This is a genomic window from Wenzhouxiangella sp. XN201 (assembly GCF_011008905.1).
In the GTDB taxonomy this organism is placed as follows: Bacteria; Pseudomonadota; Gammaproteobacteria; order Xanthomonadales; family Wenzhouxiangellaceae; genus Wenzhouxiangella.
The window spans coordinates 507,411-521,949 of record NZ_JAAIVI010000017.1; the positions used below are offsets into that span (position 1 = coordinate 507,411).

10 protein-coding genes are annotated in these 14,539 nt (G+C 61.0%); 5 read left to right on the forward strand and 5 right to left on the reverse strand.

Annotation, left to right across the window (positions count from 1 at the left end):
* Nucleotides 1-291: 291 nt before the first annotated feature.
* Both G4Y73_RS02810 and G4Y73_RS02815 read right to left on the reverse strand, forming a co-directional pair.
* Nucleotides 292-1,215: a hypothetical protein gene (locus G4Y73_RS02810; RefSeq protein WP_164229136.1), complete on the reverse strand. Its 924-nt coding sequence runs from the start codon at nt 1,213-1,215 to the stop codon at nt 292-294.
* A 6-nt stretch (nt 1,216-1,221) separates the two neighbouring features.
* On the reverse strand, nt 1,222-1,434 hold the full coding sequence (locus G4Y73_RS02815; RefSeq protein WP_164229138.1) for a hypothetical protein: 213 nt from the start codon (nt 1,432-1,434) through the stop codon (nt 1,222-1,224).
* A 205-nt stretch (nt 1,435-1,639) separates the two neighbouring features.
* Between G4Y73_RS02815 and G4Y73_RS02820 the strand changes: the two genes are divergently transcribed.
* Together G4Y73_RS02820 and G4Y73_RS02825 are read left to right on the forward strand one after the other, a co-directional pair.
* A complete protein-coding gene (locus G4Y73_RS02820; protein ID WP_164229140.1) occupies nt 1,640-3,877 on the forward strand; it encodes a carboxypeptidase-like regulatory domain-containing protein in 2,238 nt (745 codons plus the stop codon).
* Between the two features lie 1,067 nt (nt 3,878-4,944).
* A complete protein-coding gene (locus G4Y73_RS02825; protein ID WP_164229142.1) occupies nt 4,945-6,468 on the forward strand; it encodes a P1 family peptidase in 1,524 nt (507 codons plus the stop codon).
* 147 nt (nt 6,469-6,615) lie between these two features.
* Here G4Y73_RS02825 and G4Y73_RS02830 read toward each other — a convergent pair whose 3' ends face one another.
* The gene (locus tag G4Y73_RS02830) at nt 6,616-7,077 is read right to left on the reverse strand and encodes a nuclear transport factor 2 family protein (protein WP_164229144.1); all 462 of its coding nucleotides are present in this window, start codon (nt 7,075-7,077) and stop codon (nt 6,616-6,618) included.
* Nucleotides 7,078-7,300: 223 nt separating this feature from the next.
* Between G4Y73_RS02830 and G4Y73_RS02835 the strand changes: the two genes are divergently transcribed.
* Nucleotides 7,301-7,456: a hypothetical protein gene (locus tag G4Y73_RS02835; protein ID WP_164229148.1), complete on the forward strand. Its 156-nt coding sequence runs from the start codon at nt 7,301-7,303 to the stop codon at nt 7,454-7,456.
* A 50-nt stretch (nt 7,457-7,506) separates the two neighbouring features.
* Here the strand turns inward: G4Y73_RS02835 and G4Y73_RS02840 are convergent, their stop codons facing one another.
* A complete protein-coding gene (locus G4Y73_RS02840; protein ID WP_164229152.1) occupies nt 7,507-9,327 on the reverse strand; it encodes an ABC transporter ATP-binding protein in 1,821 nt (606 codons plus the stop codon).
* Nucleotides 9,328-9,543: 216 nt separating this feature from the next.
* On the opposite strand from G4Y73_RS02840, the gene G4Y73_RS02845 reads away from it, so the two are divergent.
* A complete protein-coding gene (locus tag G4Y73_RS02845) occupies nt 9,544-10,098 on the forward strand; it encodes a hypothetical protein (RefSeq protein WP_164229154.1) in 555 nt (184 codons plus the stop codon).
* A gap of 200 nt (nt 10,099-10,298) precedes the next feature.
* Here the strand turns inward: G4Y73_RS02845 and G4Y73_RS02850 are convergent, their stop codons facing one another.
* The gene (locus G4Y73_RS02850; protein ID WP_164229156.1) at nt 10,299-12,614 is read right to left on the reverse strand and encodes an SUMF1/EgtB/PvdO family nonheme iron enzyme; all 2,316 of its coding nucleotides are present in this window, start codon (nt 12,612-12,614) and stop codon (nt 10,299-10,301) included.
* A gap of 626 nt (nt 12,615-13,240) precedes the next feature.
* On the opposite strand from G4Y73_RS02850, the gene G4Y73_RS02855 reads away from it, so the two are divergent.
* The gene (locus G4Y73_RS02855) at nt 13,241-14,521 is read left to right on the forward strand and encodes a hypothetical protein (RefSeq protein WP_164229158.1); all 1,281 of its coding nucleotides are present in this window, start codon (nt 13,241-13,243) and stop codon (nt 14,519-14,521) included.
* The last annotated feature ends 18 nt before the right edge of the window (nt 14,522-14,539 follow it).

The window sequence follows — 14,539 nt, forward strand, 5'->3', positions numbered from 1 at the left end:
AAATCTGCTGAGGTTGGAGTCGAGGTGGCCCTGATTTGGCGTGTCGAGCGGCTCGCCGGAGGTCTGAGGCCGAACTCACGCACGGGCTGGCGCCCGGTTCATACCATTCAACCGGAGGTCCAGATTAGGTCGGGGTTGGCCCAGATCAGCAGCCTTCAGCATCAACGCTTCGGCTGAGCCAATCGCCCGGTAGCAGCGGCATTCAGTTCCTTGGACGCGATGCATCCATTCGCGAGGGTGCCGGGCAACCTGAAATTCCCTAAAAGTCGTTGGTGTCCTGGATTATCGCTCCTAGTGTGACGATGCATATCTGGTGTTAAAGGATCCAGACAGCACATGTTTTCTTTCTAGATTCTTCCGCTCAATTATCAGGTCTCTGTTGATGGGAAGTTCTGTGTAATCGTCGCCATCGACGCGGGTGCAGAACACAGCGTGAGGTGCCTCACCTGATTCAGATCTAAGATCTGAGTAGGTGTTTTCAAAAAGGGTATCTGCGCCATTTATAAGATTTTCATACATTCTTTTAACGCGCAAATGGATATCTGAAATATAGCTAACGTACTCTCGAACAATTGGGAATGCCTCTACGCGACCGTGGCTATCGGAAATGCTTTGAAGCTCTTTTAGTGCCGAGCGGTTGAAGCGGGTGTCCGCTTCCAGCATTCGAGGCATTATTCCGAAAGAAACCGTATATCTATTGCGAGGGGAATCAGGATTAGATTCGTCGACTTTTGTGTTAAAAGAAATAGAGTGTGCGGGCAGACTACAGTGCTGACTGTAGTTTCTTAGCGCCTCCATAATGCGATAAGACGAATCTCCGTCGTAAGCATTTTTGCGAAGATTCCTGAACGCTTGGGTAGTGCCTTCTGGTGAATGCTTGAATCGCGATATAGCGCTTGCTGTTTGATCAAGATATAACCGAGCACTTGACAGCAAGTTAACTAGAAGTCGGTTGATCTCATGCTTTGTTTCAGACAGCGCACTGCTTGCCTGTCCAGGGAATATGGCATTGTTGACCGCAGCTCTCATGACGTAACGTTCCAATGCAGCATAATTCTCTAGGAGAAGATCCAAGCGAAGCTCTAGATCAAGAGTGAATACGAGGCAATCTTTTGCGTCGTTTAGGTTGCGATAGATCTGCTCATTTACATCGATCTGTTTCTTGTTATCGCTAAGGAAGGCGATAAGTGCGTATTGTCGCTTGTTGAGTCCCATGCCGCGTCAGGCCGTGCGGTCGCGGTAGCCCAGCATTCTGGCCGGCAGCAGGCCGATCGCGCGCAGTAGAGCAAACACGCCCTCGACGGCAATGCCCAGAACCCGGAAGGGCAGGCTGAGCAGCCAGATCAGCGGCCACAGGAGCAGGACAAGCAGCGCAAGCGGCCAGCTCAGCACAAACAACAGACACGAGCAAATGGCAATAAGCAGTGCTTTCATAGTGGAGCGGCGCGTGAGCGGCAGAAGTAAGAGTTTCATTCTATGAGTGCCAAGCCATTCCTGGCAAATGCCAGAAGTCATTGCCGGGACCCCGGCCTTTCTCGCTCTTGGATTTCAGGAAATAGGGCGCTTATACTTCCATAGGCAAGATTACATCCCGCATAAGCCTGTCCTTCACCGGACCGATTCTTGAGGAGGTCTCATCATGTCAGACCGTTTCCCCGGCTTGCTCTCGGTGTTCAGTGCAACCATTCAGTGGTCTCTCTGTGTCCTCATTCTGGTCGGGCTGACTGCCTGCGAGGCCGATCAGGATGTGGAAGTGGGCGAGGCCGATCAGGTTGTGGAAGTGGGCGAGGCCGATCAGGTTGTGGAAGTGGGCGAGGACGATGTCGGTGGTGTGGTCACGGGACCAGACGGGCCGGAGGCAGGGGTATGGGTGATCGCCGAAACCCACGATCTGCCGACGCGGTTCGCCCGCATCGTGGTCACCGACGAGGAGGGTCGCTATCTGGTCCCTGATCTTCCCGATGCCACCTATGAGATCTGGGTGCGGGGCTACGGACTTGTGGACTCTCCGAAGCAGGAGGCGACCCCGGGCACGTCACTTGATCTGGAGGCGGTCGAAGCCCCCGATCCACAAGTGGCGGCGCAGTACTATCCGGCCGGATACTGGCTCTCTCTGCTCGAGGTCCCCTCCAGGGACGCGTTCCCGGGCACCGGCCAGGACGGCAACGGGTTTTCTGCCAACATCCAGCACCGGGCCGGCTTCCTGAGCTTCCTCAACTTCAGCTGCCTGGGGTGCCACGGCATGGGTACCCGGGGGACGCGCGAGTTTCACCCGGAGATGGGTGAGTTCGAGACCCACAGGGAGGCGTGGGAGCGACGCATCAAGTCCGGCCAGGCCGGCGCGAGCATGATGGGGAGTACCAACATGATGGGTTGGGACGGCACACTCCAGATGTTCGCGAACTGGACGCAGGCGATCGCCGATGGTGCCTTGCCGCCCGAGCCGCCCCGTCCGCAGGGCCTCGAGCGAAACGTGGTCATCACCCAGTGGGATTGGGCCGGTCCCCAGGACTATCTCCACGACCTGGTCTCGACAGACCGCCGGGATCCGACCGTCAATTCCGACGGCAAGCTCTATGGGGCACTGGAAGCCAGTGCCGACTACCTGCCCGTGCTGGATCCGAAAGTCCACGAGGCGAGCCGGATTCCCCTGCATACCCTCGAGCCGCATCCGCCGATCGCACCGGCTCAGTCGATGCCCGCCCCGTCCCCGTACTGGGGAGAGGAACTGATCTGGGACAGTCGAACCAACGTCCATAACCCGATGATCGATGCGGAGGGCCGGGTATGGATCACGGCCACAGCGCGGGCCTTCGAAACCCCCGATTACTGCCGGGAGGGTTCGGATCATCCTTCCGCCCAGGCATTCCCGCTCGAGCGCTCCACGCGGCACCTGGGCGTCTATGAGCCCGAAAGCGGGGAGTACACGCCGATTCCCACGTGCTTCAGTACGCACCACCTGATGTTTGCCGAGGACGAGCAGGACACGCTGTGGACGAGCGGGGGCGGCCCGGTGATCGGCTATCTGGATACAAAGGAGTACCTGGAGACCGGTGACGAGGAAGCCGCCCAGGGGTGGACGCCGTTCATCCTGGATACGAACGGCAACGGCAAGCGCGACGACTACGTGGAGCCGGATCAAGCGGTGGATCCGGAGCTGGACAAGCGGATCACGCCCGGCTTCTACGGCCTCTATGCCGTTGCCCCGGCAGCGGACGGCTCGGTCTGGGGCTCCATGCCGGGCTACCCGGGCGGCCTTGTACGCATCGAGCCCGGGGAGGATCCGGCCCGAACGGCCCTTACTGAGTACTACGCTTTGCCCCTGGACGATGAAGGAGGGCCGATCGAGGGCTATTCCCCCCGCGGCATGGATATCGACCGCAATGGGGTGGCGTGGGTAGCCCTCGGCAGCGGTCACCTGGGCCGGTTCGACCGCTCGGCGTGCCAGGGACCGCTCAACGGCCCGGATGCCACCGGTCAGCATTGCCCGGAAGGGTGGACGTTCTACGAGGAGCCGCTCCCCCAGCTCAAAGGGCTGGAGGATGAGTCTGGAAGTGCTGAAGCCAGTTATTACACCTGGGTTGACCAGCACGACGTGCTCGGCCTCGGGCCGAATACGCCCATCAACACGGGCAACGAGTCCGAGGGCCTGCTTGTCTGGAACGATGGGGAATGGGTCGTGTTGCGCGTGCCTTATCCCACCGGCTTCTACACGAAGTGGATGGACGGTCGGATCGACGATCCGGGCGCCGGCTGGAAAGGCCGCGCGGTCTGGGCGACGCTGAGTACCCGCGCGCCGTTCCACACCGAGACCGGCAAGGGTACTACCAGCCAGGTCTACAAATTCCAGTTACGGCCCGATCCGCTGGCAAACTGAAACTGGATGAAAATCGGGTAGCCGCGTTTCTGGCTGTTCTCGTAGCTTCTTGAGCGCGAATTCGCCTGAAGCACCCCATCCACGCATGACGGCATTCCGCACTCGCTTTCTGCGCGTGTCGCGCAAACCGCAACTGCTCCATTGCCTATGCTGCTGGCCAGATCGGCAGCCTGCAAATCCTGGGTGTCCTGGTTCTAATGATCTTTCACATTGCCATCACTGTCGCAATTGCCGTTATGACTACATGAGCAGGCCTTTTCAGTGCAGATCTTATTGAGACAACAATTTAATACCAATTCCGCACAATCACCAGCGTTATCACAGACACAAAGTCCCTCGCTCAAATTGCACTTCTTCTTGAATGGGTTAGGGGAGTTCTCGAATACTCGGCCCACTTCTGGCGATAGTTCATCAACCCGTTGGAAGCCGGCACTTGAGCGCACCGCGCCGGACGAAGTGTCTCCGTTACTTGATAATGACCCATCACTACCTGAATCCGAGTTCGAGCACGCAAATGCAAATGAACAGACCAATGCGATAACACCAACCCTTGCTATTGAGATCATTTCCTCGCTCCATTGAGTTTGAGATAAGGCAGATTGGAACCACTCAACTCCTGTTCACGCTGTTTGCAGCCTGTTCCCGCCAAGTTTCTCCCTGGAAGTACGCATACGCATACTCGCAAACAGGACACCCACGATTCTGTTTCCCAAATCGGCGATAAGCGGGACCCAGGGCCGCTTCACTCATGACTTATACGAAATCCCCTACGAACGCAGGCGGTATTTTCCGACATGCGCGTCGACCGGTGTGACTTGGCAGAATTCGTGGGTGTTCTGGATCTCGCTGGATTCCGCTGAGTACGAATGGAAATCAGGAAATTGGCCGCTTATACTTCGATTCACGGGCGCGAGGATGACCTGGGAAGCCAGACACCTAGAGAACCTTTGTTTCCCGACGAGGGCGATGTCCGGCAGAAGACCGAGAGCCGCGTGACCTCGGTGACCGGGCTTATCCAGGTTTGGACCACCTCGATCGTGGTATACCCGAACGAACGGCAATAGGTGATGACGTTGGAGAAGGTCGCAGCGTTTCCGTTTCTCGACGACTCGATAGGGGATCTGGCGCCGTTTTGCCAGATGGTGCTGGTGCTGGTCATGTGCTTCGCCGCGGCACCTGCCTCGCACGCGGCCGATGCCGGACAACCGATCCCGGTCACTCCTCGAGCCGAGTCCGTGCTCACCTTCGACTTCCCCGAAATGCTCGTCGGCGTTGCTGAGTATGACGAAGGGCCGACCGGCACTACCGTGTTCTACTTCCCCGACGCAGTGAAGGCCGCGGTCGACGTCCGGGGTGGCAGTCCCGGCACCGTCAACGCTGCGGCGCTCATGAATGGATGGGATCGGAAGATGATGGAGCTGGTCGTGTTCTCCGGCGGCTCCTGGTACGGGCTGTCGGCAACAACCGGCGCGGCCAACGCCCTGAAGCATCTCGAGGCCGAGCGCAGCAACCCGAATTTCATCGCGGGAGCCGTCGGAGCCATCATCTATGACGTCGGCGGCCGCCGCATGACGCGCATCACGCCGGACGACCGCCTGGGCCGTGTTGCACTCGAGAACGCCCGGCCCGGTCAGTTTCCCCTGGGTCCCCACGGTGCCGGAAGGTTTGCCATGCAGGGCGTGTACTTCACGGAACCACTCAGCGCCTCGAATAGCCATAGGTGGCCGCACTCGGGGCAGGGCGGCGCCTTCACTCAGGTCGGCCCCACGAAGATCGGTGTCTTCACCGTGGTCAATTCGGTCGGCGCCATCGTGGATCGGAATGGACGGGTCGTGCGCTGCGCGCGCAACGATCCTGACCGCGATTGCCCATCAATTCGGGAAATGCTCGAGGTGCGTGTCCACGATGCAAGTGAGGCTCCAGCCGGCGGGCCGACCACGAACACGACGCTCACGCTCGTGGTGACCAATCAGAAGCTGCCTATCGCACACCTGGAGCGACTGGCCAAGCAAGTGCACGGTTCCATGAGCCGCGCCATCCAGCCCTTTGCCACCCAGCACGATGGCGATGTTCTCTACGCAGTCTCGACCGACCAGGTCGATAACCCGGACCTCACGCCACACGACCTCGCGATGATCGCCTCCGAGCTGGCTTGGGACGCCGTGCTGACGAGTGTTCCGGAACTGCCGGAGCAGCCCGTACCGTTAGACGTCCCGCTGCCCCCGGCGGAGTTGGCGGACTTCGTGGGTGACTTCGAGTTCACCGACTTCGCCAGGGTCGCAATTCGGGAAAAGGATGGCGTCCTTGTCGCCTGGTACGGAGGCATCGACCAGATCTACTTCGACCAGCCAGAACACGCTCTTCTTGCGGCCGACGGTGACCGATTCATCATTGATCTTCCCGCGCGCGATGTCATCCGCTTCGAGCGCACGGGCGGAGAGGTCAGCTCGCTGACGCTCAATCCGGGCCCGTGGGCCATAAGCGCCAGGCGGGTGCCGATCGATGCTGATAGCCGACAACAAAACCAGGACACCCACGATTCTGTTTCCCAAATCGGCGAGAAGCGGGAACCAGGACCGGTCTACCCATGACTTGAAGGAAACCTTCTAGGAACGCAGGCGGCATTTTCCGACCTGCGCGTCGACCGGTGCGACTTGGCAGAATTCGTGGCTGTCCTGCTTTTGGCTACTTTCCACTAGAGGCGCGGCCGCGTTGGTGCTCTGGCCTGGCGCGCCCGCCTAGGGCGTGTCCGGCAGTGGGCTGGCATGTTCGTAGCGTAGCCGCCACGCGCCGTCCTCTTTGACCCAGACGGTGGTGAAGTGCTCGCTGAACCGCGCTTCGCGGCCGTCCGCGATGTAACCCCCCGAAAACCGGCCGGTGACGAGGGCGGCGTCCGTGAAGACCTCCACCTCAATTTCCTCGCTCCGCGCGTCGGTGAGCCGGTTTGCCGGATCGGTCAGAAACGCGATCTTCTCCGCGCGGCCTCGCATCGCGCCGTCCTCGGCCAAGTATCGGTAGCGCTCGGAGTACAGCGCCTCGAGCGCGGCGCGGTCCTGCGCCAGAATCGCCGCGTCATACGCGGCGTTGGCGGCTTCGAGCGTCGCTCTGGTCTCTTCGCCGGTTTCAGCCTGGCTGGTGCAGGCCGCCAAAAGGAGCACGGCCAGGGCGGCGCGCGCCGGTGTAAACCATCTTGCCGTCATCAGTCCTGTCCGTTCAATGAACCGGCCTCAGTCTAAGGTAATTCGGGAAAACCAGGACACCCACGATTTTCCCGCCGGGCCAAGAAGTACGCCAATCCCGAGATTGCCGCGTTGCGCTGTAGGAAAGTTCGCGCAGACCGAATCAACTCCCTTTCCAGCGGTCCAATCATTGTGGGCGCAATGCCCGCCCACCATGGGCGGCGAGTGCCTCGTGGAGACGACTATGACCAAAGGCAGAGACACCCAGCACCGGGAAGGCAAGAAGAAGCCCGGCAAGACGCTGAAGGAAAAGCGTGCCGACAAGACGGCCAAGAGGGAGGGCACATACAAGCCCAATAGCCTCAACAACGTGCTGGGGGACAAGCCGTCCTCCCGCTAGGAAGGGCAAAACCAGGACACCCACGAATTTCACAGCGCTTAGAGTGCGGCCTAGCGGTACGCGGCAGCCTGCAGTTCGAACAGGGTGGCGTACTGGCCGTCGAGCGCCATCAATTGTTCATGCGTACCGATCTCGGTGATGCAGCCCTGGTCCATCACTGCGATCAGGTCGGCCTGGCGCACGGTCGAGAAGCGATGCGAGATCAGGATCAGAATGCGGTTTCCAGCCATCGCCTGGAAGTGCTGGAACACTTCAGCCTCGGCTTTAGCATCCATGGCTGCCGTGGGTTCGTCCAGGATCAGGATGTCGGCATGCTCCCGCATGAAGGCCCGGGCTAGTGCGATCTTCTGCCATTGCCCGCCGGACAGCTCGCGTCCGTCCTTGAACCAGCGGCCCAGTTGCGTTTCGTAGCCCTTCGGCAGGTCGCGGATGAACTCGTCGGCCAGGCCTTTGATCGCGGCCGTATGCCATTTCGATTGGCTCTCGAACTCTTCGACGTCCCCGGCACCGATGTTGTGGCCCACCAGCCACTGGTAGCGCGCGAAATCCTGGAAGATCACTCCGATGCGATCCTGCAGAGCCCGTTCATCCCAGTCGCGCAACGAGGTTCCGTCGAGCCGGATGTCGCCGCTTTCGAGTTGGTAGAGCCCGGCGATCAGCTTCGTCAGTGTCGTCTTGCCGGACCCATTTTCGCCGACCAGCGCCAGGCTCGTACCGGGTTCCAGCTTGAGGTTGATGCCATCGAGCGCCAGGGTGTCGCTGCCCGGATAGCGGAAGGACAGATCCACGATCTCGAGCCCGCGGCCGGGGGTCTCGCCCTGACTGACCTTGCCTTCGCGCGCGCGCACCGGCTGCTCGAGAAATTCGTACAGGCTGGTCAGGTACAAATGGTCCTCGTACATGCCGTTGATCGAGGTCAGGCTGGCACTAACGGCCGACTGACCTTGCTTGAAGACCATCATGTACATCGTCATCTGGCCCAGCGTCAGGCGCCCGGCCACGGTGGCCAGCACCACCCAGGCGAACGCGCCGTAGAGCGCCAGGGTGCCAACGAGGCCAAGGCCGAACGCCCACCAGCCGCGTCGGATGGTCAGCTTGCGGTCCTCGCGGAAGATTTTGGTGAAGATGTCCTTGTAGCGCTGGAGTAGGGTCGGCGCCAGGTCGAACAGCTTGACCTCCTTGGTGTAGTCCTCCCGCGCCAGCACCGATTCGAGGTACATCATTTCGCGCGTCTCGGGCGAACGCCACTGGAACAGCCGGAAGGCCTGACCGGCAAATTTGGCTTCGGCCAGGAAGGCCGGCAGGCCGCCGGCGATCAGCACCAGCACCGCCCACGGCGAGAACGCGAACAGCAGGCCGCTGAAGCTGACGATGGCAATCCCGTTCTGGATCACGCCGAAGGTCTTCTGAACCAGCGAAAGCGGTCGCGTGGATGCCTCGCGCCGGGCGCGGGTGAGCCGGTCGTAGAACTCGGCGTCCTCGAGCTGGGCCAGTTCCATTTGCTGGGCCTTTTCCAGAATCATCACGTTGACCCGGTGTCCCAGACGCGCGCGCAGCAGGTTGTTGCAGATATTGAGCGCCGTCTGGGAGGCGGCCATCGCGGCGACTAGCAGGGCCTCCAGCGAGAGCCAGAACCACACCGCCTCGGTCAGCGTGTTGTTCTGGATGGCGGCCACCACGCTGTCGACCAGCCACTTGCCGACATAGGCAATCGAGGCCGGCAGCAGGCCGGCGACCAGCGTGAGAAACGCCAGCGCCACCGTGAGCCACGGGCTGGTCGCCCAAACCAGGGAAAGTGCGCGCCGGCCATAGGTGGCCAGCGGCCGGATCTGGGTGAATATGCCGGGCGGCTGATCAGGCTCGCTGCTCATGGAACCAAGTGTACGGGAGCATCGGGTCCGGGCCGTGACGGAAACGGCCGGGAATCGTTACCTCATGATTTGTAGGAAATCTCCTACAAATCGTGGCTGTCGCGAGTCCCCAGTGTTGGAGAAGCGCCGTTCGTTGCATTGGCAGGCGCTCTTTTAGTGCGACGACTCTAGAATCCCTCGCTAGCTTGAAAAGCCAGTTCTTGAGGGAAATGGTCAATGGTTCGATTCATCAAGGCACTGCTCGTGCTTTCCGCCGGTGCGTGGTTTTCCATGGGGGGCGCACAGAAACCTGCTGATTTTGAGAGCAATCCCGTTCGGATCGCAGACCTCGGTCTGGAGAGTAACATCCGGTCGGCCATCGATCTGGTCGGGCCCGATGGCGGTTCGGCAGGTCGTCATCGCGATGCGCTGGTGCGCCGCTTACAGTGCTGGATCGACGGCGTCGAAGATTGTTCGGCGGCGGATCTCAACGATCCGCGCGTTCGCGCGATGCGCCGTTTTATTGCGCAGGGCCGGGCCGAACAAGACGGCATGGTGACGATCCATTTTCCCGATCGAACCCGGGTCATGGTGCGGCTGGAGCAGTTGCCCGACCTGGATCCGAATGACTGGGAACAGCGCGTCTACGAGGCGGTCGTCCTTCCGGATACCGTGCAGGCACCGGGGCTGCCGGCCGTTCCGACTCGTCACGGTGATTTCGAAGGCTTTGCCTACATGGGCCAGCCCGCAATTCAGGCTGCGCTGGAGCGGTTGAAACAGCGGATCGAGTAATTGCTCAAAGGAGAATTGGAAAACCAGGACACCCACGATTCTGTCTCCCAAATCGGCGAGAAGCGGGACCCAGGGCCGGTCCACCCATGACTTGAAGGAAATCTCCTGCGAACACCGGCGACATTTTCCGACCTTCGCGTCGACCGGTGCGACTTGTCAGAATTCAGGGGTGTCCTGGTGTTTCCTTGTGGTGTTTTCCCTCACTGCGTTGCTGATCTGGCTAAACGGAAACCGGCACCTTCGTACCCGAAGTCCCGGTGGTATTGCCAGTTGCGGGAGGCCGAACGCACGAACTGGCCGCCGTTGCTCCAGGAACCGCTCCGCAGCATAGCCTTGTCGCAGTCGCCCGACATCCAGGCGCTGCCATCGACCGGGCCATCTACATAGTTATCGTTCCAGCAGTCCTGCACCCACTCCCAGACATTGCCATGGGTGTCGTACAGCCCGAACGCATTGGGGTCAAAGCTCGCAACCGGCAGAGTCTGCTGGGGTTCGTTGCCGGTCGCGCAACCCGTTGCCGGTGTCGTCGAGGCGCGGAAATTTGCCTGGTCGCCGGAAATGCAGGCGCCGGTGTTGAAACGGCCCGTGGTGCCGGCGCGGGTGGCATATTCCCATTCCGACTCCGAGGGCAGGCGGTAGTCCTGGCCGGACTTGTTGCTGAGCCAGGTGACATACTGCTGGGCGTGGTTCCAGCTCACATTGATCACCGGGCGATCGCCACGACCCCAGCCTTCATCGTCAGGATTGTGCCCACAGCCACCGTCAGCCACGCAGGCATCCCACTGCGCAAATGTCACCTCGGTCTGGCTGATCGCGAAAGTCGGGACATTGACCATCCGCCTCGGACCTTCGTCGGTGTTTCTCTGCGGCTCGCCGGGTGGACTGCCCTGCATGAAGCTCCCGCCGGGGATATTGACCATCACCGGACAGTCATCACAATCCTTGAATGGACTGCCAATGGCCTCGAGACGATCCGCAAACAACGTACCCGAGTTGTAGACCACAACCACGTCTCCGGCCTCCAAAACATTGGCCACTTCGCGATTTGGGCTGCTGATCACGGCATCATCGAGGCCGTCGCCGTCGAAATCGGCCAGCAATACGGCCGATCCGAAGCGGTCGTAGCTGACGGGATTGCCGGCGACTTCGAGGTCGGAGCGGTCCCAGAGCATGCTGCCCTCGTTGACCAGCCCGACGCCCGGTTCGCCATAGGCGATCAGTACCGCGCCGGCACTGCGCTGTAAACCGACGTGGCGGTCTCGGCTTCCAACCATGAGTTCGTCAGCACCATCGCCATTGATGTCTCCGGCCGTCAGGTCGTCGGCAAACCGGGATTCCTGCAAGGGCGAGCCGGCAAAGCCGTCGACCCCTGGCTGCAGGAGCCGATGGCGCGCGCTCGCCAGCCCTTCATTGGTGCCATGGAGGACCAGCGCGGCACCTGTGCTGTTCTGGTAACCGCGCAGGCCGACCACCAGGTCATCGAAGCCATCGGCGTCGAAGTCACCAACGGTGAAACTGCTGCCGAATTCGTCGCCCTGGGCGGGCAGCAGGTCGATTCCGGGCGAGTCCAGGCCCCAGACTTCATTGGTCGACAGGTCCGGGCCATCAACCCCGCCGTAGATGAGGTGAACCGTCCCGGCGTTATCAGTCGTGCGTGAGTCGAACGGTGCGCCGATGGCCAGGTCGGGGAACTGATCCCCGTTGAAATCACCGACGGCGAGTGCATTGCCGAAGACATCATCGGTGGCGACACCGCCCATGCCATCAGCACTGCGATCCAGGAAGAAGTTCCCTTCGGCGGCCAGCCCGCTCGCACTGCCAAGCAGCACCTGGACCGTGCCGGCATCTTCGACCGTGCCGATATCCTCGGTCGGAACGCCGATGGCCACATCATCGAAGCCGTCGTTGTTGAAATCGCCAGCGGCCAGCGAATACCCCATTTGGTCGCCTTCCTCTGATTCGCCGCTGATGCCCGTAGTGTCCTGATTAAACCCCCGATTGTTGATATCAGTCAGGCCTGACGGCGATCCGTAGATCACGTTGATGCCGCCGGCGCGAAAGATCGAGCCAATGTCTTCGCCCGGGCCGCCAAAGGCCAGGTCGTCGATGCCGTCGCCGTTGAAATCACCGGTGGTCACCGAGAAGCCACTTTCGTCCCTTGGTTCCACCAGGCCTTCGATCGTGCCAGCCTGACTCCAGATCTCATCATCTTCGGCAGACAGACCGCCGCGCCTGCCGTAGACCACGTGGACCCAACCGGATTCGGTGTTATCTCCCTGGTCTTCATACGGAACAGCAATCACCAAATCCAGGTGGCCGTCACCATTGAAATCACCGGAAGCGAGTGCCTGTCCGATCCTGTCACCGAATTCGACACCACCGCCCAGGTCCGTCTTCGAACTTGCGCTGCTCTGGCTGAAGACCTGCGAGGTTTCCGGGATCAGCTGCGCCTTGGCGCCGCAGCACAGCAGCAGGGCAGGCAGAAAGAAGATCGTTGTTCTGGAACTGAATATCATTCGAACTCCCACAACATTGCGCTCAATGCAAGACGCCGTCAGGTGTGCGGGTTGGTGCTGCGGGACTTCTCAGCCCCTCGCTGCGCTGACCGGAGTCGTCCATGTGGACGCGATGTGATGATGGTATGGCTTTTTACTCTGCTCCCGTGCGGCCCGTTTTGCAATGCTGTTTCGCACAGGCAAGAAACCAGGACACCCACGATTCTGCCTGCCAAATCGGCGAGAAGCGGGACCCAGGGCCGGTCCACTCATAACTTGTAGGAAATCTTCTAGGAACGAAGGCGACATTTTCCGACCTGCGCGTCGATCGGTGCGACTGGGCAGAATTCGTGGGTGTCCTGGATTCCGATCCTGAAAGTATCGCGTTCGAATGTAGAAGACTTCCCACGATTCATGGGTGTCCTGGATATCAAATCGAATTGGCGGATCAGGCGATGAAAGAACGTGTGTATGACTAGGGCCGCGCTCTGAAAGCCGGCTCAAGGCGATCGCGTCCGCTGGGTCGGCAGATGGCCGGGCACGCAGCCAGTCGTGCCGGGGCGTCGAGTGCGCGATCAGACTGTAATGGCAAATGTGTTGATCAGCCAGGCGCCCTGGCGCTGGTCTGCCGGACGGGGAAGGTGGAGATGAAACTAGTATCAGATGTCGTTCAGCTGAGCCTTGTCGTCCTTGCACTGTCGTCATGTGGTGCGGTCGCGCAAGTCGCGGATTCGGTTTTCCGTGATCGATTCGAGTTCTCTACACCGGTTCAGCCAGACAGCCGGGTGCATGCCTATGTCTGGGGGGACAACAGCCGCGGTCAGCTGGGGCTGGGCTACGAGGGTGGCCAGGCCGCGCTGCCCACGCAGGAGATCTCCGCCAGCGCGTGGGCTGACATGGACGCCGGCCGCTATCACAGCTGTGGAATCAAGGTCGACAACACGTTGTGGTGCTGGGGTCTGAATCGCTCAGGCCAGCTCGGCGTCGGTGACACGGACAACCGCTCGTCTCCGGAGCAGGTGGGAAGCGACACGGGATGGATGGTCGTGTCCGCAGGACGCGGGAACACCTGCGGCATCCGAGCCGGTGAGCTCTATTGCTGGGGATGGGACCGCTCCGGGGTGTTGGGGCAGGGGACGCTCAACGAGGGCTCGTCGGTTCCGCTGCGGGTGGGTTTGGCTTCGGACTGGGTCGATGTCGTCGCCTCGGTCGGCGGAGGTCACGTGTGCGGAATCCGAGGTGGTGGACGGCTCTACTGCTGGGGAGCCAACAACGATGGGCAGCTGGGCATCGGCTCATTCGATCAGCGCTCCATACCGACGCAGGTCGGCGGATCCTGGATCCAGGTGGCCCTGGGACTGCGCCACAGCTGCGGGATCGAAACCTTCGCCGAACCAGATCGTGGCGGCCGGCTTTTCTGCTGGGGCGACAACGGACTCAACCAGTTCGGCTCCGAAGCGGGCGAGGGGAGCTCGACCCCGGTCGACGTGTCGGCGCACTACTCGGTGCCCGGCAGTGACTGGGCGCTGCTGAGCGCCGGCTACAACAACACGTGCGCTGTTACTTCCCGCGGCACGTTGTACTGCTGGGGGAACCTGAGGCAGGTGCTGGGCGAAGACGCGTGGTATGGCACCGGCTGCGCCTATCTTTATGAGCGCTGCCTGATCGGCTCCGGCTCAAGCCTGGGTGGTGGCATCAAGGCGTTAAGCGTCGGCGGCGCGAACGTTGTTGATGACGGTGTGCGGCGCGCCCTCATCCACGCCTGCGTCGTCGCCGGCACGACGCTGCACTGCTGGGGCAATGACAACCTTGGCCAGCTAGGTGGAGACCCCCCGAGAGATGCTGCGCTCGTCACGTCGCCGCTCTCGGGCTGGATCGACGTAACGGCGGGAGGGGCTCACACCATCGGGCTGAGAGACGAAAGCTGAATCGGGTTCGGCCCGTCG